Below are 22,121 nucleotides of genomic sequence, written 5' to 3' on the forward strand. Positions count from 1 at the left end.
TCTGATCTGTTCAGATCACGACGCCCTTTGCAGGGACTCATCTAAGCGTTACGTTCAAAAAAACTTTCACTGACTGGAGATACCATGAATATTACGCATGCCTATGCTGCACAGGATGCAAAATCGAAGCTGGCCCCGTTTGAGTACCAGCCGCGCGAACTGCGTGAACACGATGTCCAGATTGAAGTGATGTACTGTGGCGTTTGCCATTCCGACCTCCATCAGGCCCGTAACGAGTGGAAAAACACCATTTTTCCCGTCGTTCCAGGCCATGAAATCGTAGGCCGCGTAACGGCGGTAGGCGGCCATACTCATAAATACAAAGTCGGCGATCTGGTCGGCGTAGGCTGCATGGTTGATTCCTGTCGTACCTGCGACAGCTGTAAAGAGGACCTGGAGCAGTATTGTGAAAACGGCTTCACCGGCACCTATAACGGCGAAGACCGCATCACGGGTGATATCACCTACGGTGGTTATTCCACGCAGGTTGTGGTGAATGAAGACTTCGTGCTGCGCGTACCGGAGAATCTGGATCCGGCTGGTACCGCGCCGCTGCTGTGCGCCGGTATTACTACCTACTCTCCTTTGCAGCACTGGAAAGTGGGTCCCGGTAAAAAAGTCGGCATCGTTGGCCTGGGTGGCCTGGGCCATATGGGCGTGAAAATTGCTCATGCCATGGGTGCCTATGTTGTGCTGTTCACCACCTCACCTTCTAAAGTGGAAGATGGCAAGCGCCTGGGTGCGGACGAAGTGGTGATTTCAAAAGATGCGGAGCAGATGGCTGCGCACGTTAACAGCTTCGACTTTATCCTCAATACCGTGGCAGCCCAGCACGACCTGAACCCGTTCATTAACCTGCTGCGCCGCGACGGCAATATGACGCTGGTTGGCGTTCCTGAACATGACCATCCGTCACCGCAGGTTGTTAACCTGATCTTTAAACGCCGCAGCATTGCCGGTTCGCTGATTGGCGGCATCAAAGAGACGCAGGAGATGCTGGATTTCTGCGGTAAGCACAACATCACTTCCGATATTGAGATGATCAAAATGGAAGAAGTGAACGAAGCTTACGAACGTATGCTGAAAAGCGACGTGAAATACCGTTTTGTGATCGACATCAATACGCTGCGTAACCAGTAAACCCTGCTGGTACTATTGTTGCAGACGGGCGGAATTTTCCGCCCGTTTTTTTATTCCGAATGGTGCCTTTGCAGAATCGCCTCGGGCTTGGCAGCGTGCCAGCACCACTTTCAGCCAGCTCGCCTGCTGATAAAATTCCTCGCAGCCTGCATTTCAGCCCAGTGGCGAATAACCTTGTGAAGCAGGAGGTAAAACTGCGCATGGCGCTATGCCAGAGCCGGGAGCAATACCATCAGTCTGGCTGCACAAGCACAGGGCAGGATCCGCCAGGGTGAGCAAGGCGAACCGCATCCGCTGACAAGAAGCCGACGAGCAATGTCGGGCGCATTCAGGGCGGCCTGAATATCATTCGGCCCTTTGGCAATTGCTCAGACAGCTAGTGCGCGCGGCGCGTATCCAGCGCCTTCTGCAAAGAGGCATCCACCAGATAGTAAATCTGCGAATCTTTCAGCGTGCCGTCCAGTAGCACGGTGCTCCAGTGCGACTTGTTAAGATGTTCGCTGGGCTGCACATCTTCATGCGCATCACGCAGTAACTCTGCCAGCGCAGGCGTTGCTTTCAGGGCCACCGCCGGGCGACCATCAACTTCATGAACCAGCGCAAATAATACGTCGTCGACTTTAATCTGTGTTGCTTTCCAGTCACTGTGAACGCTCTGTTCCGCGCCCGGTTTATCCATGCAGTAAGTCAGAAGATCCGATACGTTCATGCTTTAACTCCCCTTGCAGCGTAGTCACCGTGGTAGGTGAGTATAGGTGATTTCTTTAGCATACCCTCCCCCGGCTCAAAACGGGCCATCTGATTTTTTAGTTATCGCGATAACTAATCGCTTGCAAAATAAATTTGTTATGGCAGGATAGCTCTACCGACTTAAGTAGCACACTATTTAATAGCAAATTAAACTTCGACTGAGGGATCCGCCATGAACAGCAAAAAAACCGCCATAGCCGCTATGTTGTTAACCAGTACATTGTCTGCCTGGGCTGCCGAACCAGGCAACCAGCCTGCTCCAACGGCAGGCGTGGCAAAATTCCTGCACGCGTTAAACAGCGGCGGCGGAAAGCCTGTTGAACAACTTTCGCCGGCAGATGCCCGCAACGTACTCGTCGGGGCGCAGAAAGGAGCTTCGCTTCCTCCGGCACAGGTTTCTGAGAAAACAATCAGCGTGATGGGGAAACCGTTGACCCTGACCATTGTGAAACCGCTGCATGCAGAGGGTACGCTGCCGGTGTTCATGTTCTTCCATGGTGGAGGCTGGGTGTTAGGTGATTATCCGACCCATGAACGCCTGGTCCGTGATCTGGTCAATGAGTCTGGTGCCGCTGCCGTATTTGTTAATTACGATCCCTCACCGGAAGCTCATTTCCCGGTAGCGATTACACAAGCCTATGAAGCAACAAAATGGGTTGCTCAGCACGGTGATGAGATTGGGGTGGATGGCAAGCGTCTTGCGCTGGCAGGCAACAGCGTGGGGGGAAATATGGTGGCTGCCGTCGCGCTACAGGCGAAAAATAATCATACTCCGGCCATCCGTTACGATGTCATGCTCTGGCCGGTGACCGATGCCAGCTTCAGCACCGCCTCTTATGAGCAGTTTGCCGACGGCTATTTTCTGACGAAAAACATGATGAAATGGTTCTGGGACAGTTACACCCAGTCGGAACAGGACCGCAACAACATTCTGGCCTCGCCTTTACGCGCCACCTCAGCGCAGCTTCAGGGCTTGCCACCCACGCTGATTCAGACCGCAGAGCTGGATGTGCTTCGTGATGAGGGTGAAGCTTTTGGCCGGAAACTTGATGCAGCAGGCGTCCCCGTTACCGTGACGCGGTATAACGGCATGATCCATGATTACGGGTTACTGAATGCCCTGAGCCAGGAACCAACGGTCCGCACGGCTATTCAGCAGGCAGCAGCTGAACTGCAACGGCATCTTAAATAAGCAGAAGGCCACCAGCCAGGCGGCCTGTTTGTACCCTTTGCAGTAAAGAACGCCTTTGAAAGCTAACGGATTTAATTCCGTTAGCTTTCTGTTCAGTAACGCTTTTTCGCAAAAGCTGGCGGATTATTTCCCGCTGGCTTCCTGCTTACCAATACTGTGAGCCAAAAACTGGCACATCACTTCCCGCTGGCTTCCTGCTTACCAATACTGTGACCCAAAAGCTGGCACATCACTTCCCGCTGGCTTCCTGCTTACCAATACTGTGAGCCACAAACTGGCACATTACTTTCCGCTGGCTTCCTGCTCAACAATGCTGTCACGCAACTGAATAATTTGTTCCTTTAGCCGCTGCAAAGCCTCTCCTTCAAGCCGTGAGCGGCACATCAGCGTCTCGGAAAGGCACAGGGAGGTTTTTTCCAGTAATTCTCCCTTTTCAGTCAGCGTGATCAGTATTTTACGCTCATCCTGCAAACTGCGTTTACGGCAAACAAACCCTTCTTTTTCAAGCCTCTTCAGTAAGGGCGTCAGGGTGCTGATTTCCAGTGCCAGCGTTTCGGCAATCTGGCTTATCATCAGCTCACCCTGTTCCCACAGCACATTGAGTACCAGATATTGCGGATAGGTTATGCCCATCTCATCCAGTAGCGGCTTGTAAAGCCGTTTAATAGCCAGTGAGGCGGAATGGATGGAATAACACAACTGCTCTGCCAGACGCGGGTGTTCAGACATGTCGGCCTCTCCTTAGAATTTCAAGCGTCTGAGCCTGCCACAGCCTCTGCCGCGCTGTTAAGGGCATATTTATTCCCCCTGCAACGTGGCCACAATTTTGCGTGATCCACCATGAATGCGGTGTTCTCCCAGCCAGATGCCCTGCCACGTCCCAAGAACCAGATGTCCACGGCTGATAGGCAACATCAGCGAGGCTCCTAACATCGACGATTTGATGTGTGCAGGCATATCATCCGCCCCTTCATAATCGTGTTTGTAGGGCGCTTTTTCAGGCACGGCGCGCAGGAAATGCTGCTCCATATCGCTACGCACGGTGGGATCGCAGTTTTCATTCAGCGTCAGAGAGGCGGAGGTGTGTTGCAGCAGCAAATGGAGCAGCCCAACCTGCACGTCGCTGAGGCGCCGCAGTTCTTCGACAATCTCATCGGTTACCAGATGAAATCCGCGGGATTTAGGGCTTAAGGTAATTGTCTGCTGATACCACATTGTGTTGCTCCTTCACGAAATGAGTCCTGCTAAGTGTGCAGCATGTGGCGAAAAGGTAAACCCGCAATCGTAAAAATAGGGGTAACTGTCGCAGGGAAGCAGGCAGCGGCATCACTTTCCAGCCGGGGGGCGCGAAGGATGGCAGAATTTTACTGGCAGCAACGGGAGTAATAAATCAGTGAGAGGCGATGTTTATGTGCCTGTAGTAATGGGTCGGGAATAAGACGCCTTGCGCTTATTATGCAAAGTGGCGCTGTCTCTGCTTCCTGCCATATTTGATTTTGCCCGGACGGAAATTCCATTTCACGGCTTTTACCTGGCAATACGGCTCCCGAAGGAGCCGTATTCAGCTGTAGCTGACTTCAGCGTTACATCACCGCAGCAAACGCTTCTGCTACCAGATGCACGTTTTTGCTGTTCAGGCCAGCCACGCACATGCGGCCGCTGGCAATCAGGTAAATGCCAAACTCATTACGCAGGCGTTCCACCTGCTCTGTGTTCAGGCCGGTGTAGCTGAACATGCCGCGCTGCTGCAACAGGTAGTTGAAGTTTTTATCCGGTATGGCCGTGCTGAGTGCCCCTACCAGCGCCTGACGCATAGAGAGAATGCGCACGCGCATTGCTTCCACTTCAGCCAGCCAGTCAGCCTTCAGCTCGCTATCATTCAGCACGGTTGACACTACCTGCGCACCAAAGTTTGGCGGGCTGGAGTAGTTGCGGCGTACAGTTGCTTTGAGCTGACCCAGCACGCGGGACGCTTCTTCAGCATCATCACACACCACTGACAGGCCGCCGACGCGCTCACCGTAAAGCGAGAAGATTTTAGAGAAGGAGTTGCTGACCAGCGCTGGAAGACCCGCCGCCGCAATAGCGCGAATGGCGTAAGCGTCTTCCTCCATACCGGCACCAAAGCCCTGATAGGCGATGTCCAGGAAGGGGATCAGATTGCGCCCCTTCAGCACCTCGGTAACGACATCCCACTGGGCGTTCGTCAGATCTGCACCGGTTGGATTGTGGCAGCAAGGATGCAGCAGCACGATGCTCTGCGCAGGCAGCGTCTTGAGTGTGGCGACCAGCTCTGCAAACTTCACGCCGTTGCTCTCTTCGTCGTACCACGGGTAGGTTTTCACCTGGAATCCGGCACCGGAGAAGATAGCCACATGGTTTTCCCACGTCGGATCGCTGACATAGACTTCAGAACCCGGGAAGTAAGTTTTCAGGAAATCCGCACCCACTTTCAACGCGCCGGAACCGCCAACGGTCTGGATGGTGGCGATACGGCCAGCCTTCAGCATCGGGTGATCCTGACCAAACAGCAGCGGGGCAATCGCACTACGGTAAGGAGGCAGACCATCCATCGGCAGATAAAGCGACGCGTTATGCGTGCCAGCATTTAAACGCGCTTCCGCTTCTGCTACCGCCTTCAGCTGGGGAATTTCCCCCTGCTCGTCATAATATAAGCCGATGCTCAGGTTTACCTTTTGCGGTCGCGTATCCTGCTTGAAGGTCTCCATCAGGGAGAGAATTGGATCGCCAGCATAGGCATCAACGTTTTGAAACACGGTGCAGATCTCCATTAATTGGTTGGGTCAGGCTCGCGCTGCCCTCACCGGCAGCGCACTACTTCTTACTTCATCGCAGGACAGGTCAGACGTCATAGCGTCCGGGGCGATGGTTCATGGCGATAATCAGATTAAGGATCACCGCGCCCGCAATGGAAGCGGCCAGCATCGGCAGTGACACCACAAACAGGGAGGCGAGCACCACGCAGGTATCCACGCCCATTTGCAGCTTCCCGGCACGAATACCGTACCGATCCTGCAACCATAACGCCAGAATATTGATGCCGCCCAGGCTGGCTTTATGCCGGAACAGCACTATAAACCCAATTCCCATTATCACGTTACCGAACAGTGTCGCGTAAAAGGGATCCAGCGCGGAAAAGTGGATGAAAAGCGGATGCAAATGGGTAAACAGCGACACCAGGCCCACCGCGCAGAAGGTTTTCACCGTAAATGCCCGTCCCATCCGGCGCAGGGCGAGCCAGTAAAACGGCAGGTTGATAACAAAGAAAGCCAGACCGAAAGAGGTGTGCGTCAGATAGCTGATCAGAAAGGCAATCCCGGCCGTGCTGCCCGTTAACGCACCGGCCGTTTTCAGCAGCGTGACGCCAAAGGAGACCAGAAGCGTGCCAAACAGGATGGCCAGCGCATCTTCAACAAGCGTGTGGGGGATTTTAGCGGGTTGTACAACGTTATCCATAAAAGCTGGTTCTCAGAGAAAGCGTCTCCGGATACAGCAAAAATCGCACCAATCCGGCACGCAAAAAACGAGCCGGATGGTGCCAGCGAATTAACCCATTGAATACAAGGCGCTTTACTACTTTATTTTGTGCATAAAAGACGGGCTACATCGTCAAATCACGCACTAGAATTCTTTTTCCTGCACGGGTTGCGCATCAGAACGCGCTTTGATGCACTATTTTGACGCAGGCTCGCCCTGAACTGGTGCGAAGGCGGGCGTCATCATGCCGTTTTCTTTTAAGCGGGTAAGAACCACGGAGGTTTTCACGTGGGAGACACTCTGGTGCCCCGCCACCAGCTGGCTGATTAACGCGCTCAGCCCGGCAAGATCGGCCACGGCCACCTTCAATAAATAGTCGGCATCGCCGGTAGTTTTATAGGCATCCACAATCGCAGACTGCTCTGCCACCATGCGGTGAAAGCTTTCAACGTAATCGGAGGTGTGGTTGATCAGACGGACCTCAATCAGCCCTATCATCCCCAGGCCAACGGCGTCAGGTGAGAGCCGTGCGTGGTATCCCAGGATCAGACCCGCCTGCTCAAGACTGATGCGGCGGCGTGAACATTGTGAGGCGGACAGCCCCACTAAATCACTCAGTTCCTGATTGGTCAGACGACCGTTAGTTTCAAGTAAAGTCAGTATCTTAAGGTCGTAATCATCAATCTGAGTCATTATCGATCCGGGCGGCTGAACAGGGACGCTACCCGGACAGATAACCGCATTTTTCATCCCGTTGTCCAACACTATTTTCTGATGGATAACGGGGTGATGCCCATTTTATGCCGGGCGGGTTAATCGTCGTCGTACTGCGGGCCTGCGTAGTTATCAAACCGCGACCATTGCCCGTTAAAGGTAAGACGCACCGTACCAATGGGGCCGTTACGCTGCTTGCCGAGAATGATTTCCGCAATCCCTTTTTGATCGCTGTTTTCGTGATAAACCTCATCACGGTAGATAAACATAATCAGGTCAGCATCCTGCTCGATAGAGCCAGATTCACGCAGGTCAGAGTTGACCGGACGTTTATCAGCACGCTGCTCCAGCGATCGGTTCAGCTGCGACAGCGCCACAACCGGCACCTGTAACTCTTTTGCCAGCGCCTTAAGGGAGCGGGAGATCTCGGCGATTTCCAGCGTACGGTTATCAGAAAGCGACGGCACACGCATCAGTTGCAGGTAGTCGATCATGATCAGACTCAGGCCACCGTGCTCGCGGAAGATTCGCCGTGCGCGGGAGCGAACCTCCGTCGGGGTCAGGCCGGAGGAGTCATCAATAAACATGTTCTTTTTCTCCAGCAGAATACCCATGGTGCTGGAGATACGCGCCCAGTCCTCATCATCCAGCTGGCCGGTACGAATACGGGTCTGATCCACGCGCGAAAGCGAGGCCAGCATACGCATCATGATCTGTTCGCCTGGCATCTCAAGACTAAAAATCAGTACCGGTTTATCCTGGAGCATCGCGGCGTTTTCGCACAGGTTCATGGCGAAGGTGGTTTTACCCATTGCCGGACGAGCCGCGACGATAATCAGATCTGAACGCTGCAAACCGGCGGTCTTTTTATTAAGATCATGGTAGCCGGTGTCCACGCCGGTAACGCCATCATGGGGCGTCTGATAGAGCGACTCGATCCGCGAGATCGTTGCCTCAAGGATTTGATCGACGCTTTTCGGCCCGGTGTCTTTATTCGCTCTGCTTTCAGCTATCTGGAACACGCGCGATTCCGCCAGATCCAGCAGATCTTCGCTGGTGCGCCCCTGCGGATCGTAGCCCGCATCGGCAATTTCGTTGGCGACTGAAATCATTTCACGCACAACCGCACGTTCACGCACGATATCGGCATAAGCGCCGATGTTGGCCGCACTTGGCGTGTTTTTAGACAGCTCAGCCAGATAGGCAAAGCCGCCTACCAGGTTAAGCTCGTTTTTGGTTTCCAGCGACTCGGAAAGCGTGATCAGGTCAATGGGTTTGCCCTGCTCCAGAAGGCGCTGCATTTCGCTGAAGATCATCCGGTGCGGACGGCTGAAGAAGTCGAGTGCCGCGACGCGTTCAGAGACGTTATCCCAGCGCTCATTATCCAGCATTAACCCGCCCAACACGGACTGCTCTGCTTCCAGCGAATGGGGAGGCAGCTTCAACCCTTCCATCTGTCTGTCGCGAGGTTCACGGTTTTCACCGGATTTGTTGGTGGGTTTATTTCCTGCCATAGTGATGCAATACCGAATAGTGTGGGGACGGGCAAGTATACCCTTTTGGGCTGCTGGCGTCCTCTCTCAATGACGCGGAACCCACAGGAGTAAGCATGGCAAAACGTATACAAATCAGCCAGCATGGCGGCCCGGAAGTGATGCAGCTGATTGAGACAGCAATGCCCGAGCCACAGGCCGGAGAGGTGGTGGTTGAGCACAAAGCGATAGGCATTAATTATATTGATACCTACGTGCGCAGCGGGCTTTATCCCGCCTCGCTGCCTTGCGGTCTGGGCACCGAAGCTGCTGGCGTGGTACACAGCGTGGGCGAAGGCGTCACGGCCGTAAAGCCTGGCGATCGCGTGGTGTATGCTCAGTCCGCTTTAGGCGCTTACAGCGATTATCATGCTGTGCACGTTGATAAGCTGGCCCTGTTGCCAGAGAACATCTCTTACGAGCAGGCCGCTGCCTCTTTCCTCAAAGGCCTGACGGTTCACTATTTACTGCGCCAGACCTATGTCGTACAGCCCGATGAAATCTTCCTGTTTCAGGCAGCCGCAGGCGGAGTCGGCCTGATTGCCTGTCAGTGGGCAAAAGCGCTGGGCGCGCATTTGATTGGTACCGTGGGTTCCGCAGAAAAAGCACAGCGTGCGAAAGAGGCGGGTGCCTGGGCCACCATCAATTATCGTGAAGAAGATATCGCCAGACGCGTTGCCGAGCTTACCGACGGCAAGAAGGTACGCGTGGTGTATGATTCGGTCGGCAAAGATACCTGGGAAGCTTCGCTGGACTCTCTGCAACGTCGCGGGCTGATGGTGAGCTTCGGCAACTCTTCCGGCCCGGTCAGCGGTGTGAATCTGGCAATCCTCAACCAGAAAGGGTCGTTGTATGTGACCCGCCCTTCACTGAACGGCTATATCACCACGCGTGATGCGCTGACGCAGGCAAGTAATGAGCTGTTTTCGCTCATTGGCAGCGGCGCTATTAAAGTTGATGTGCCGGAGCAGCAGAAGTTTGCCCTTAAGGATGCGCAGCAGGCGCATAAGACGCTGGAGAGCCGCGCTACGCAAGGCTCCAGTCTGTTGATTCCCTGATCGCCAGACGCAAACAGGGCTTCCCGCAGGAAGCCCCTTTTTTTTTTAGTTCGCGCTGGTTGTAGGGTCAGAGCGATGAATTCGTGTCAATTCAATAAAAGCATCCTGCCAGAGTTCATAAGTAAATAATATGTTTAATTACCATTTCGTCTGTGCAATATCACAGGCTGTGATCCAGAGCGCATTTTTTACCGCAGGTTTTCCCGCCAACTCATTGATATTACCGTGATAACCAGCGGTCTGCTTTGGACTTTGGCTTTTTATAAGCGCGATATAGCCAGACTGAAACTACCGCCAGCGCCAGCCAAGGCAACATTTTTATAACAATAGCCAACATCCCGCCAAACAACATCACAAAGGTCGCTACAACCAGCGCGGCGACGATGCCCAGCAGCGAAACACCAGTCAACAACAGCATCAGGAAGAAGCCGAGTACAAACAGGATTTCCATTGAAGATTCTCCTCCACGTAAGATCTCTGCAAGACCTGTTACAAGAATCGTGCCAGCCACATTAAAAGATTAAGTTATTGATTATTTGAATAATATTAAAACAGGGCGCGGTATTAAGTGGTTAAAAAAGTCAATTATTGGTCAGTAACTGACTAATTTTTTTACAGCAGCATCCCGGAAAAAGAAATGCCCGTTTTTAAGGAAACAAAATGAGGTGGGTATTTCGGACAGGCTGTCAGGAGTGTCAGCCAGAACCTGAGATTCCCGGAAGCTTGTAAAACGCACTTCCGGCTATGCCGCGTTACCTGTGTAGCAACGCGGCCAGAGCTTTCGTTAAACGGCTTTCGGGATTTTATCCGCAACCAGCGCCAGCGCCTGCTCTACCGTCTCGATATTAGCGCCAGGCTTGTGCGCATTTTCGCTGAGATGGCGACGCCACTGACGGGCGCCAGGAATCCCCTGGAACAGGCCAAGCATATGACGGGTGATGTGGCCCAGATAGGTGCCCTTTGCCAGCTCCGCCTCAATATAGGGGTACATGGCGCGAACCACGGCAACAGGATCGGCGTCCGGCACCGTACTGCCAAACAGTTCGCGGTCAACCTGCGCCAGCAGGCCAGGGTTCTGATAGGCTTCGCGCCCCATCATCACGCCATCAACGTGCTGTAAATGCACTTTGGCTTCTTCCAGCGACTTCACGCCGCCGTTAATTGAGATGGTCAGATGCGGGAAATCACGCTTCAGCTGATACACACGCTGGTAATCCAGCGGCGGGATCTCGCGGTTCTCTTTCGGGCTGAGACCGGAAAGCCAGGCTTTACGCGCATGGATGATAAACGTCTCGCAGCCGCCCTGCTCTGATACCTGGCGAACGAAGTCACACAGGAACTCGTAACTCTCCTGCTCATCAATACCAATACGGGTTTTCACCGTCACCGGGAGAGAAACCCTGTCGCGCATCGCTTTGATCCCATCCGCCACCAGTGCGGGTTCCCCCATCAGACAGGCACCGAAACGCCCGTTCTGCACGCGGTCTGAAGGGCAGCCCACGTTAAGATTGATTTCGTTATAGCCGCGCGCTTCTGCCTGGGCTGCGCACTCTGCCAGCGCAGCAGCATCAAAACCGCCAAGCTGTAGGGCCACAGGCTGCTCCAGCTGATTCCAGGCCAGGTAATCGCCTTTGCCATGAATAATAGCGCCGGTGGTTACCATCTCGGTATAGAGCAGCGAATGCTGCGTCAGCTGACGCAGGAAATAACGGCAGTGGCGATCGGTCCAGTCAAGCATAGGGGCGACGGAAAAACGGTGTGCAGGATAAATTGGGGTCATAAAGCGCGCAAACTCGGTGTGATTAACAAATGACGATAATGTGCACAATGATAACATGCCCGGCGGCGGCAAGCATTACCCGCCGGGCTGCGAGAGAGCCATAACGAAAAAAGGGCGCATTCAGAATGCGCCCTGACCTGAGAGAAGACTCAGAAGGTGAAGTTCAGCTGAGCAACCGCGCCCCAGGTGTTGTCATCCCCTTTCATGCCGGCCAGATCCAGATGCACCTTGTTAAAGGGTGACAGACCGAAACCGGCGGTATAAACGTTAGTATCGTTAGACTTCATATCCGCCCGATAACCGGCGCGCAGCTGCAACCAGCTCAGCAGACGGTATTCGGCACCCACACCGGCATACTGGCTCTCTTCCTGCGTTTTAAAACGCTTGGTTGGGGTTACGTCCACATCCAGCGCGGCGGTGAGCCGTTCGGTATGGAAAGCGACGCCAGGCGTAACGACAGGGCTAATCTGGTAAGTATCCTTGTAGCCGTTAACCTCTTTGGTATCCAGATTGCGGGAAATCAGGTTCTGCGCGCTCAGGCCCAGCGTCCAGTTATCTCCTACGTCCGTTGCCACACCCGCATCAATGTTGAAGCCGGTATCGTCGTTTTTATAGCGGCCCTTTTTGAAGTCTGATTTGTCGTAGTTATAAACCGAGGCGCTGTAGTTATAGAGGTAGGTTTTTTGCAGCTTAGGGGTCACACCTACAGAAACCGGATGCCCGGCAACAGTAAACTCATGCGCTACGGCAATGCCGTAATCATAGACAATCGCGCCGCGCCCTAATCCGGCAGAGGTCAACTTGTCCTGATCGCCAGGCTGTGGGAAAACGGTGCCATCAGCTACACCCTGCAAATAGTCGATGTCGCTTTGCGTAACGTCCGTTCTCACGCTTGCGGTTCCATAGGCTTTAGTTACAAAGGCAAACGGCAGAACTTCATTCGGAACAGTGACCGCAAGGGCTGCGCCTGCCGTGCCCGATGCCCGATTACCTTTGATGCCGCGTAGCTGGCTGGCTAAATCACCCGCTGCTGCCTGAACTTTTGGATAATCGGCAAAGCTGGTAAGACTACCCGCCAGATCCTGATAACGGTCAACGCTGTCAGTCAGGTCATCAACCTTATCAATCAGCTTGTTTTTATCCGTGACCTGCAAACCCGCTGCCGGAAGGATAATACTTACCGTGTCGTCCGGCTGCGCTTTGGTCATCAACGCCGGGTTTGCCAGTACGGCAGTGCCGTAAGTGGAAGAGGCAACACCTGTACCGCCCATGGCATCGTTGCGCGCATCGTAATAGTTACCGGCGGCCAGAGCGCTGAGGGGAGCCAAAAATAAAATGGGAAATACTACAGGGCGGGAAAAGCTGTTCAACTTACGGATTAATTTTACCATTTTTACTTGAGACCCATCCAGACAAAGAGGAAAACGCCGTTAAAAGCGTGAAGTTTTCTGCTGCCTGAATAATGGACATAGAGGCAGCGTTTCATTGCTGAGAAGTAAGTAACAATGGTGGGGCTTTTCGGCTTATTGCCGTTTTATTTATCTGTTAGCAGGCAGATTCATAAGCTGTCCGTAACGTTTTTTTTATCTTAAATGCACTATAACCGCCGTAACAAAGTACCGATTATCCGCACAGGCTGCAATTCACATTAATAAAGTTTTATGGATATTCTTTGGCACAGTTTACTGGCGCTCAATTCATTAACGGGCGTTAACAGGTTAGCTTTAGTGCAAATCTCTTTCAGTTCCAGCGTAAGTTCAATGATTTAGCGCCGTAAAACCTGGCTGAGAGAGGCGTGTTGCCTGAATTCGGCGTTTTGCGGTGGGCGTGATAACATAACAATCTGATCTGGCCTGAGGGGAAAGTTATGAGCATAAGCAGTCCTGAAAAAATCCTGTCGCAGGCGGAAACGATCTGCCAGCAACGTAATGTCAGGCTGACGCCTCAACGCCTGGAAGTGCTGCGCTTAATGAGCCAGCATCAGGGTGCGATCAGTGCTTATGACCTGCTGGACTTGCTGAGAGCATCAGAGCCTCAGGCCAAGCCGCCTACCATCTATCGCGCGCTCGATTTTCTGCTGGAGCAGGGTTTTGTCCACCGCGTGGAATCGACGAACAGCTATGTGGTTTGCCATCATTTCGAACAACCTTCACACACATCAGCCATGTTAATTTGCGACAGGTGTGGTTCCGTCGCGGAACAGCAGGCGGAAGGCGTGGAGAATATCCTGAAATCACTGGCACTAACTTCCGGATTCGCCCTGGCGCATAGCGTTATTGAAGCTCATGGTTTATGCCATACTTGCGTTGAAGTTGAAGCCTGTACCCATCAGGATGCGTGCCAGCACGATCATACCCCCGCCCCGAAGAAACGCGGGCGTTAAGAAGCATTAACGCTTAAAAGCGCGGGCTTCAGATGCGGAATAATAAAAATTTGCCGGGTCAGGAGCGCTGCCACAAGGCGGGCCTAAAGCAAAAGCGCTGGTTCTCTGTAACGCAGACTGGTTGCCCTGTGAAGTGACAAACTTACACTGAAAATTTGCTACAGAGCAGACAGGCTCAAATGGATGCTATACAGGGATTTTGCCGCGGAGGGATGGTGCCAGAAGAGTGAATTATCTATTTGAAGGGCGAGAGTAAACAAGGTGTCTGAAGGGATTAAGTGGCACAGTCCATGTGCCTGGGTAGGAGCATCGTCCTGAAACGCTAAATTCTTGTCAGAGAATTCTCTGGCTGTCAGAAACGGTGGTTATTATGGGTTTCCCATTCGCTGAGTTCTTTCTCAGCCTGGTCTTTACCATAACCGTAACGTTCCTGAATCTTGCCAACAAGCTGATCGCGTTTGCCTTCAACAACAGTCATGTCGTCATCGGTCAGCTTGCCCCATTTTTCTTTAAACTTACCTTTCAACTGTTTCCAGTTACCGCCGGCTTCGTCTTTATTCATCTTGTCTCTCCTCGACCTTAGGTTTACACAGCTTTAGGATTATCTTGTCAGCGAAACTGAGAGCAACAACATAAAACGCTGCTCAATCGCCTGACATACGATAATTATAGTAGAAGATTAGAATCTTGCTCTGTTTGGCAAAATTTTACGCCAGAATCAAAACCGATGCACAACGCGCCCTGTAAAAAGGCGTTGTAAATCAGCCATTAACGAAGCGGCAGAGGAGAGTAACAAATAATTTCACTGCGCGAACCAGCTGTTGTTTTGCCAGTGTCGACGCCAGATAAGCCAGAGCGTCAGCCCACGCAGCAGCAGGAATACCGTCACTGCAAGCCACAGCCCATGGTTGCCCAGCAGCGGAACGGTAAACAGCGTCAGGCCATACCCCGCAGCCGCAATCACCATACCATTACGCATTTCGCTGGCTCGCGTTGCACCGATAAACATACCATCAAGCAGATAGCACCAGACTCCGCAGAGGGGCAGCACGATCTGCCAGAACAGGTAACTGTCGGCCTGCTGTTGCAGGGACGGAATGGAGGTCAGCAAGGCGACTATCTGCGGCCCTGTAAGACCATAAATCAGGGAAAAAGCCAGCGCCACAAGCCCTGCCTGACGACAGGCGGCGCGCCAGACGGAGAGCAACTTCTCTGCGTTTTTGGCCCCAAAGGCCTCGCCAGAGCAGGCTTCAACGGCATAGGCAAAGCCATCCAGCGCATAGGCCGTAAATGTCAGGAACATAAGCAGCACCGCATTGACGGCGACAACTTCGCCCCCCAGCCGCGCCCCCAGAACCGTCAGTGAGGCGAAGCAGAGTTGCAGCAGCAGGGAGCGCAGCATAATGTCGCGATTGAGACGCAACAGCCGCCCGATGTTGCCCCGCCAGGCCGTTTTTAACACCGGCAGCGAAATACCGCGCAGCTTCAGCACGCGCCACACCATCACTAAACCGATAATCATGGTGACATATTCCGCTATGGCCGTCGCGGCAGCGGCACCCTGCACGCCCCATTTCAGGCCAATCACCAACCAGAGATCCAGCGCGATATTCACCACGTTCCCCACCACCAGCAGGATCACCGGCGCTCGCGCATACTGAACGCCCAGCAGCCAGCCAAGCAGCACCAGATTCGCCAGCGTGGCGGGTGCGCTGAGCCAGCGAATATTCATAAACAGGGCGGCCTGATGCAGCACCTCTTTGTCGCCCCCAACAAGGGAAAGCGCAAGATGCGTTAAGGGAGATTTCAGGAGAACAAACAGCAGGCCAGCGGCCACGGCTATCAGGAGGGGTTGCATCAGCGCACGAGCCAGAGCAGGTTTATCTCCGGCGCCAAAAGCTTGTGCCGTGAGGCCGGTAGTACTCATGCGTAAAAACAGCAGCAGCATAAAGAGAAAGCTGGTGGCCGTGGTGCCAACGGCTACGCCACCAAGATAGGCAGGCTTATCCAGATGGCCAACGACCGCCGTATCCACCAGCCCCAGTAGCGGCACGGTGATATTTGACAGGATCATTGGCAGCGCCAGCCGCCAGAGATGTTTATCCGAGGGGGAAAATAATCGCATTATCATCCACTGTGCGACTGGCTAATAAGCACTATCGCGGCACCAGGCCGGTGCCGCGATACCAATGACGCACCGCTCTGAGGGTGCGCCCGGCCCCGATCGTTAGAGCCAGTTACCGTTGCGGATCACGCCCACGGCCAGCCCTTCAATCGACAGCGTCTGCTGACGCAGGTCGACAACGATCGGTTGGAAATCGCTGTTTTCAGGGAGTAAATGCACAATATTTCCCTGTTTTTTAAGGCGTTTTACCGTGACCTCATCATCAATACGCGCCACCACTACCTGGCCGTTACGGACATCCTGAGTTTTATGCACGGCAAGCAGGTCGCCATCCATAATACCGATGTCTTTCATCGACATCCCGCTGACGCGCAGCAGGAAATCGGCACCGGGTTTAAACAGGCCCGGATCCACCTTGAAATGCCCTTCAATATGCTGCTCTGCCAGTAAAGGCTCCCCGGCAGCAACGCGCCCTATCAGCGGCAACCCTGTCTCATCTTCCATCATCAGGCGGATACCGCGTGATGCGCCAGAGACAATTTCAATCACGCCTTTACGCGCCAGCGCTTTGAGGTGCTCTTCAGCCGCATTAGGGGAACGGAAGCCGAGCTGCGCAGCAATTTCCGCCCGCGTCGGTGGCATGCCGGTCTGGTTAATGTGGTCGCGTATCAGGTCATAAACCTGCTGCTGCCTTGCCGTTAGTGCTTTCATCCCGCCCCCTGGTTGTTTATACAGTCGACTGTGAGTATATACAGGTATTTGCGCATTGAAAACCTAAACCTGCTTAAATAGCGGCGGTTCGCTAAAAACGGGAAAACATCCCGTAATTAACCCATTAACAGCATTACCCACACAAAAATAGCGAGTAATATCGTCAGCAGCACAGCAGCAGAGCCCATGTCCTTCGCGCGGCCAGACAACGGATGGAATTCACTGCCAATACGGTCCACCACCGCCTCCAGCGCACTATTGAGGATCTCTACGATGATGACCAGCACCACAGACCCTATCAGCAGCACTCGCGTAATGGCATCCACGTCGAGCCAGCAGGCGACGAGGGTGGCAATAACGGCAGCCACCGCCTCCTGCCGAAAAGCCGCCTCGTTTTGCCAGGCAGCGCGTATTCCTTTCCACGAGTAGCCAGCGGCTTTTATAATGCGGGTCAGTCCGGTGACGTTATTTGCCATAATGAGGGAACCCTTTGTGATGATTAACGTCAATGTCTGGGTGGCGCACAATTTGCAACACCACAGATCTCACTGGCGCTTTCTGGTATGCTTGCGGCGCTTTGCTAACAAGAGGCTTCATGTTGTCTATGTCAGGTTGGCGTAATTTATATTATAAACTATTGAATTTACCGGTTAAATTTCTGGTAAAGAGTAAAGCGATTCCTGCCGAGCCGGTCACTGAGCTGTCGCTCGACACATCGCGCCCTATTATGTATGTGCTGCCCTATGATTCAAAGGCCGATCTGCTGGCGCTGCGTGAACAGTGCCGCAAACAGGATCTCCCCGATCCGCTGGAGCCGCTTGAAATCGACGGAACGGTACTGCCTCGTCACGTCTTTATCCATGACGGGCCGCGTGTTTTCCCCTATTTCGTGCCAAACGTGGAGTCGGTGAAACTCTTCCATGAGTACCTGGATCTCCACCGCAGCAATCCTTTGCTGGATGTGCAGATGGTGCCGGTCTCGGTGATGTTTGGTCGGGCACCTGGCCGCGAAGTGCAGGGTGACGATCAACCCCATCTGCGCGTGCTGAATGGTGTACAGAAATTCTTTGCCGTGCTCTGGTTAGGCCGCGACAGCTTTGTGCGTTTTTCGCCTATGGTGTCGCTTCGCCGCATGGCTACCGAACACGGTACGGATAAAAGCATTGCGCAGAAGCTGGCAAGAGTGGCGAGAATGCACTTTGCCCGCCAGCGTCTGGCTGCGGTGGGTCCCCGTCTGCCCGTCCGTCAGGACCTTTTCAACAAGCTGTTGCAGTCGAAAGCCATTGCCAAAGCCGTAGAGGATGAGGCGCGCAGCAAGAAAATCTCCCACGAGAAAGCCCAGCAGAATGCCATTGAGCTGATGGAAGAGATTGCCGCGGATTTCTCCTATGAAGCGATTCGCCTGACGGACCGCATCATGGGCTGGACATGGAGCCGACTCTATCAGGGTATTAACGTCAACGGCGGTGAGCGTGTGCGTCAGCTGGCTCAGGACGGTCATGAGATCGTTTATGTGCCCTGCCACCGCAGCCATATGGATTACCTGCTGCTCTCTTATGTGCTCTATCACCAGGGTCTGGTGCCGCCGCACATCGCTGCCGGTATTAACCTGAACTTCTGGCCAGCTGGCCCGATTTTCCGCCGTCTGGGTGCCTTCTTTATCCGGCGTACCTTTAAAGGTAACAAGCTCTACTCCACCGTGTTCCGCGAATATTTGGGTGAACTGTTTACCCGTGGCTATTCGGTTGAATACTTTGTGGAGGGTGGCCGCTCACGTACCGGTCGTCTGCTGGACCCGAAAACCGGCACGCTGTCGATGACGATTCAGGCGATGCTGCGCGGTGGTAACCGTCCTATCACGCTGGTGCCGATCTATATCGGCTATGAGCATGTGATGGAGGTAGGCACTTACGCAAAAGAGCTGCGCGGTGCCACCAAAGAGAAAGAGGGCTTTATGTCGATGGTTCGCGGGCTGCGTAAGCTGCGTAATCTCGGCCAGGGCTACGTGAACTTTGGTGAGCCTTTGCCCCTGGTGGCTTATCTCAACAAGCATGTGCCGGAGTGGCGGGAAGCTATCGACCCGATTGAAGCACAGCGCCCGGCCTGGCTGACGCCAGCGGTCAATGATATTGCTCAGCGCGTAATGGTGAGCATTAACAATGCCGGGGCCGCGAACGCGATGAACCTTTGCGTGACGGCGCTGTTGGCCTCCCGCCAGCGCTCTCTGACGCGTGAGCAGCTTATCGGTCAGCTGACCTGTTATGTACAGCTGCTGCGCAACGTGCCCTACTCTTCAGACTCTACCGTGCCGGATATGACGCCGGAAGCGCTGCTTGATCACGCTCTGAGCATGAACAAGTTTGAAATTGAGCAGGATAATATTGGTGAAATCATCGTCCTGCCCCGCGAGCAGGCGGTGCTGATGACCTATTACCGCAACAACGTTCATCACATGCTGGTGATGCCGTCGCTGATAGCGGTGATCCTGATGCATTACCGTGAGGTGACGCGGGCCGAGCTGCTGCGCCAGATTAGCGTGATCTATCCCATGCTGAAAAGCGAGCTGTTCCTGCACTGGAATAAAGAAGATCTGCCAGCGGTGCTGGATTTGCTGGTGAGTGAGATGGCGCGTCAGGGGCTGTTGACAGCGGACGATCAGATGCTGCGTCTGAGTCCGGCTCGTTTCCCTACGCTACAGCTGCTGGCTGCGGGCGTGCGGGAGACGCTACAGCGCTACGCCATTACTTTCTCTATTCTCAGCGCCAACCCGTCGATTAACCGCGGGACGCTGGAAAAAGAGAGCCGGACCATGGCTCAGCGCCTGTCGGTACTGCATGGCATCAATGCGCCTGAATTCTTCGACAAAGCGGTCTTTTCATCGCTGGTGCTGACGCTGCGTGATGAAGGCTACATCAGTGATACCGGCGATGCACAGGTTGAGCAGACGCATAAGGTTTACCAGATGCTGGCTGATTTAATCACGCAGGAAGTGCGGATGACTATCGAGAGTGCGGGGCCGCACGAGTAAATTCCGAGGTCGTTAAAAAGGGTCGATGAGCAATCATCGACCCTTTTTTATGGCTGCTACGCTCACCGCCAGGCGGCAAGCTGATTCTGTCACCGTCAGCGGCCCCGCTTTTGCTGCCGGTCAGTCAGTCAAAGCCAGGCAGCCAGCGGAGAGGTGCTCAACGCAATACCGATAAACAGCACCAGCCCCACGTAATTATTGTTCAGAAAGGCTTTAAAGCAGGCATCACGTTCGCGGGCGGATATCAGCTTCTGCTGATGGATAAAGAGCGCGCCAGCCAGCAGGATTGACCAGTAAAAAGCCCCGCCAAGCTGCATCATCCAGCCAATCAGCGCCATCAGTGCCAGCGTCGTCAGCTGTAAAAGCGCCACGATAAGCTTATCGAAGCGACCAAACAGGATCGCCGTCGACTTCACGCCAATCTTCAAGTCGTCGTCTCTGTCCACCATCGCATACAGCGTGTCATAAGCCACTGTCCAGCAAATATTAGCGGCAAACAGCAGCCAGCAAACCAGCGGCACGGTTTCACTTACCGCTGCCCATCCCATAGGAATAGCCCAGCCAAACGCCGCGCCCAGCACCACCTGCGGCAGATGGGTATAGCGTTTCATAAACGGATAGACCCAGGCCAGCGCCAGCCCGCCAAAAGAGAGCCAGATGGTCATCGCATTCATGGTCAGCACCAGACAGAACGAGACCAGTACCAGCCCGGCAAACAAGAGTTTTGCCTCTCTGGAGGTCACCGCGCCGCTGGGTAAGGGACGGGCCTGGGTGCGCTTAACATGGCCGTCAATTTTACGGTCGGCGAAATCATTAACCACGCAGCCAGCGGCGCGCATAAAGAATACGCCAAGGGTGAACACAATCAGCACGTTAAGCGGCGGGATCGCTTTACCCGCCAGCCACAGCGCCCAAAAAGTGGGCCACAGCAGCAGCAGCGAGCCAATCGGCTTGTCGATGCGCATCAGACGGCTGTAGGCCTGGAATTTACTCACTGGAAGCCTTCTCTCCACGTTACGGGTTCCCTTTAGCCAACAGCGACTGATAAAGCGGTGCCGGCGGTAAAAACAGTTCGGTCAGCAACAGCGGCTTGCCGGAGAGACGCAGACGGGAACGCCGTCCCCATAACGCCTTATGCTGGCCCGGCTCGATAAAATCTCGCGTCAGCGTTGAAGAAGAAAAAAGATAACGTCCCAGCGGGCGGGTGCCCAGCTGTTGCAACATCTGCTCTGGCCCGATCAGGGTTGATTCAGGGACAATTGTCCGGCCAGCGAGCCAGGGCACGCCGTCGCCACACAGCAAAATTTCACGCAGCCAGTAGCGGGATTCCTGAGGGAGAAATTCCACCTCCTGCGCCGCATCCTCTGGCCCAATAAACCCTTCACGCACAATATTCACCGTCACTTTTTCACAGTGACGTTCAAAACGTTGCGTCATGGAATCTTCTTCCATCAACCAGTCCAGCAGCGGCCTGGTCAACAAGGGCGAGGAGGCAGGAAGCCACTCAAGGGCGCGCAATTGCGTCAGCGCGTTTTCAGCCATTCGGCTTCTCCGGGCAAAAAATTGGGTGCCATAGTGTAACGCAGAGGTTAAAGGAGAACACAGCATGAGAAGGGAAATTAATGCGAATTTTGCCGGGAGCGTTGCGCGCCCTTCAGGGCGCGCCGGAAATCATTCGCGCTTCAGGCGATTGCTGTTAGCCAGCCAGAGAGTCACCACCAGGATCAGAATAGCGACGGAATAGGCGAGCGTATCCAGCGGATTTTTATGATCAACAATGATCAGGCGAATAATGGCCGTGATACCGATATAAACGAAATAGCGCAGCGGGAAGTGATAGCCCGACTGAAAGTACTTCACGATCAGGGCAATAAATTCAAAGTAGAGGAAATAGATTACTATTCCATCGATCAATAAATAGGAAGAGGTCTGTTCGCCGGCGTTCAGCAACACGTTGGCGAGATGAAAGGTCTCCTTGCCTAAAAAAACGGCCAGAATGCAGGCCAGTCCTATCAGCCCAATATTCAGCAACATCTGTAATAACCAGGCGATACGCGTGGCGGTAATCATGGTGCTTCCTCTAAAATCATGGTTATTGGTCAGGTTAATCCTGATACGCACAATATGCTTTAGTGTGAGCCAGTTCACAAGTTTTGCTTAGCCACCGCCCCGCTTTCCGCAGCAGTCGCTGATAAAGCCGCCGCTTTTAC

Annotated in this window: 22 protein-coding genes; 5 read left to right on the forward strand and 17 right to left on the reverse strand. The window is 53.8% G+C overall.

Features of this window, described 5'->3' with window-relative positions; all coding sequences use genetic code 11:
- Nucleotides 1-84: 84 nt before the first annotated feature.
- Entirely contained in the window at nucleotides 85-1,140 is a 1,056-nt protein-coding gene (locus tag AAH450_RS14150; RefSeq protein ID WP_342910779.1) for an NAD(P)-dependent alcohol dehydrogenase, read from the forward strand.
- Nucleotides 1,141-1,516: 376 nt separating this feature from the next.
- On the opposite strand, the gene AAH450_RS14155 is transcribed toward AAH450_RS14150, so the two are convergent.
- Nucleotides 1,517-1,849 (reverse strand): MmcQ/YjbR family DNA-binding protein, encoded by a 333-nt coding sequence (locus AAH450_RS14155; protein WP_318788442.1) that lies wholly within the window; start codon nucleotides 1,847-1,849, stop codon nucleotides 1,517-1,519.
- Nucleotides 1,850-2,062: 213 nt separating this feature from the next.
- Here AAH450_RS14155 and AAH450_RS14160 point away from each other — a divergent pair, with 213 nt between their 5' ends.
- Nucleotides 2,063-3,082, forward strand: coding sequence for an alpha/beta hydrolase (locus tag AAH450_RS14160; RefSeq protein ID WP_342910780.1), 1,020 nt, complete (start codon nucleotides 2,063-2,065; stop codon nucleotides 3,080-3,082).
- A gap of 282 nt (nucleotides 3,083-3,364) precedes the next feature.
- On the opposite strand, the gene AAH450_RS14165 is transcribed toward AAH450_RS14160, so the two are convergent.
- The 6 genes from AAH450_RS14165 to dnaB all read right to left on the reverse strand — a co-directional run bounded on the left by AAH450_RS14165 (nucleotide 3,365) and on the right by dnaB (nucleotide 8,808).
- Entirely contained in the window at nucleotides 3,365-3,811 is a 447-nt protein-coding gene (locus AAH450_RS14165; RefSeq protein WP_342910781.1) for a MarR family winged helix-turn-helix transcriptional regulator, read from the reverse strand.
- 69 nt (nucleotides 3,812-3,880) lie between these two features.
- Nucleotides 3,881-4,297, reverse strand: a complete 417-nt coding sequence (locus tag AAH450_RS14170) for a secondary thiamine-phosphate synthase enzyme YjbQ (RefSeq protein WP_342910782.1) — start codon at nucleotides 4,295-4,297, stop codon at nucleotides 3,881-3,883.
- Nucleotides 4,298-4,665: 368 nt separating this feature from the next.
- Nucleotides 4,666-5,859, reverse strand: coding sequence for an amino acid aminotransferase (locus tag AAH450_RS14175; protein ID WP_342910783.1), 1,194 nt, complete (start codon nucleotides 5,857-5,859; stop codon nucleotides 4,666-4,668).
- An 85-nt stretch (nucleotides 5,860-5,944) separates the two neighbouring features.
- A complete protein-coding gene (locus tag AAH450_RS14180) occupies nucleotides 5,945-6,559 on the reverse strand; it encodes a YitT family protein (RefSeq protein ID WP_318788437.1) in 615 nt (204 codons plus the stop codon).
- A 216-nt stretch (nucleotides 6,560-6,775) separates the two neighbouring features.
- On the reverse strand, nucleotides 6,776-7,273 hold the full coding sequence (locus tag AAH450_RS14185) for an Lrp/AsnC family transcriptional regulator (protein WP_342910784.1): 498 nt from the start codon (nucleotides 7,271-7,273) through the stop codon (nucleotides 6,776-6,778).
- A gap of 119 nt (nucleotides 7,274-7,392) precedes the next feature.
- Nucleotides 7,393-8,808 carry a replicative DNA helicase gene (dnaB, locus tag AAH450_RS14190; protein ID WP_342910785.1) on the reverse strand — a complete coding sequence of 472 codons (1,416 nt, stop codon included), beginning with the start codon at nucleotides 8,806-8,808 and terminating at the stop codon, nucleotides 7,393-7,395.
- 95 nt (nucleotides 8,809-8,903) lie between these two features.
- Here dnaB and AAH450_RS14195 point away from each other — a divergent pair, with 95 nt between their 5' ends.
- Entirely contained in the window at nucleotides 8,904-9,884 is a 981-nt protein-coding gene (locus tag AAH450_RS14195; protein ID WP_342910786.1) for a quinone oxidoreductase, read from the forward strand.
- Between the two features lie 220 nt (nucleotides 9,885-10,104).
- Here AAH450_RS14195 and pspG read toward each other — a convergent pair whose 3' ends face one another.
- From pspG to AAH450_RS14210, 3 genes are all read right to left on the reverse strand, one after another.
- Nucleotides 10,105-10,335, reverse strand: a complete 231-nt coding sequence (pspG, locus tag AAH450_RS14200) for an envelope stress response protein PspG (RefSeq protein WP_342910787.1) — start codon at nucleotides 10,333-10,335, stop codon at nucleotides 10,105-10,107.
- A gap of 333 nt (nucleotides 10,336-10,668) precedes the next feature.
- Nucleotides 10,669-11,664, reverse strand: coding sequence for a tRNA dihydrouridine(20/20a) synthase DusA (dusA, locus tag AAH450_RS14205; RefSeq protein ID WP_342910788.1), 996 nt, complete (start codon nucleotides 11,662-11,664; stop codon nucleotides 10,669-10,671).
- A gap of 149 nt (nucleotides 11,665-11,813) precedes the next feature.
- Entirely contained in the window at nucleotides 11,814-13,055 is a 1,242-nt protein-coding gene (locus AAH450_RS14210; RefSeq protein ID WP_342910789.1) for a conjugal transfer protein TraF, read from the reverse strand.
- Between the two features lie 476 nt (nucleotides 13,056-13,531).
- Here AAH450_RS14210 and zur point away from each other — a divergent pair, with 476 nt between their 5' ends.
- Nucleotides 13,532-14,047 carry a zinc uptake transcriptional repressor Zur gene (gene zur, locus AAH450_RS14215; RefSeq protein ID WP_342910790.1) on the forward strand — a complete coding sequence of 172 codons (516 nt, stop codon included), beginning with the start codon at nucleotides 13,532-13,534 and terminating at the stop codon, nucleotides 14,045-14,047.
- A gap of 352 nt (nucleotides 14,048-14,399) precedes the next feature.
- Here zur and AAH450_RS14220 read toward each other — a convergent pair whose 3' ends face one another.
- The 4 genes from AAH450_RS14220 to AAH450_RS14235 form a co-directional block, all read right to left on the reverse strand.
- Entirely contained in the window at nucleotides 14,400-14,609 is a 210-nt protein-coding gene (locus AAH450_RS14220) for a CsbD family protein (protein ID WP_306208667.1), read from the reverse strand.
- Between the two features lie 240 nt (nucleotides 14,610-14,849).
- Nucleotides 14,850-16,172 carry an MATE family efflux transporter DinF gene (dinF, locus tag AAH450_RS14225; RefSeq protein ID WP_342910791.1) on the reverse strand — a complete coding sequence of 441 codons (1,323 nt, stop codon included), beginning with the start codon at nucleotides 16,170-16,172 and terminating at the stop codon, nucleotides 14,850-14,852.
- 102 nt (nucleotides 16,173-16,274) lie between these two features.
- Nucleotides 16,275-16,883, reverse strand: coding sequence for a transcriptional repressor LexA (gene lexA / locus AAH450_RS14230; RefSeq protein ID WP_306208672.1), 609 nt, complete (start codon nucleotides 16,881-16,883; stop codon nucleotides 16,275-16,277).
- A 116-nt stretch (nucleotides 16,884-16,999) separates the two neighbouring features.
- Complete coding sequence (locus AAH450_RS14235; RefSeq protein WP_318788415.1) at nucleotides 17,000-17,359, reverse strand: diacylglycerol kinase; 360 nt, start codon at nucleotides 17,357-17,359, stop codon at nucleotides 17,000-17,002.
- Between the two features lie 128 nt (nucleotides 17,360-17,487).
- Here AAH450_RS14235 and plsB point away from each other — a divergent pair, with 128 nt between their 5' ends.
- Complete coding sequence (plsB, locus tag AAH450_RS14240; protein ID WP_342910839.1) at nucleotides 17,488-19,911, forward strand: glycerol-3-phosphate 1-O-acyltransferase PlsB; 2,424 nt, start codon at nucleotides 17,488-17,490, stop codon at nucleotides 19,909-19,911.
- A gap of 128 nt (nucleotides 19,912-20,039) precedes the next feature.
- On the opposite strand, the gene ubiA is transcribed toward plsB, so the two are convergent.
- The 3 genes from ubiA to psiE all read right to left on the reverse strand — a co-directional run bounded on the left by ubiA (nucleotide 20,040) and on the right by psiE (nucleotide 21,981).
- Nucleotides 20,040-20,906, reverse strand: a complete 867-nt coding sequence (gene ubiA, locus AAH450_RS14245; RefSeq protein WP_412916619.1) for a 4-hydroxybenzoate octaprenyltransferase — start codon at nucleotides 20,904-20,906, stop codon at nucleotides 20,040-20,042.
- Nucleotides 20,907-20,925: 19 nt separating this feature from the next.
- Nucleotides 20,926-21,453, reverse strand: a complete 528-nt coding sequence (gene ubiC, locus AAH450_RS14250) for a chorismate lyase (protein ID WP_342910793.1) — start codon at nucleotides 21,451-21,453, stop codon at nucleotides 20,926-20,928.
- Nucleotides 21,454-21,582: 129 nt separating this feature from the next.
- Complete coding sequence (psiE, locus tag AAH450_RS14255) at nucleotides 21,583-21,981, reverse strand: phosphate-starvation-inducible protein PsiE (protein WP_342910794.1); 399 nt, start codon at nucleotides 21,979-21,981, stop codon at nucleotides 21,583-21,585.
- Nucleotides 21,982-22,121 lie beyond the last annotated feature (140 nt).

The organism is Erwinia magellanica (assembly GCF_039023495.1).
In the GTDB taxonomy this organism is placed as follows: domain Bacteria; phylum Pseudomonadota; class Gammaproteobacteria; order Enterobacterales; family Enterobacteriaceae; genus Erwinia.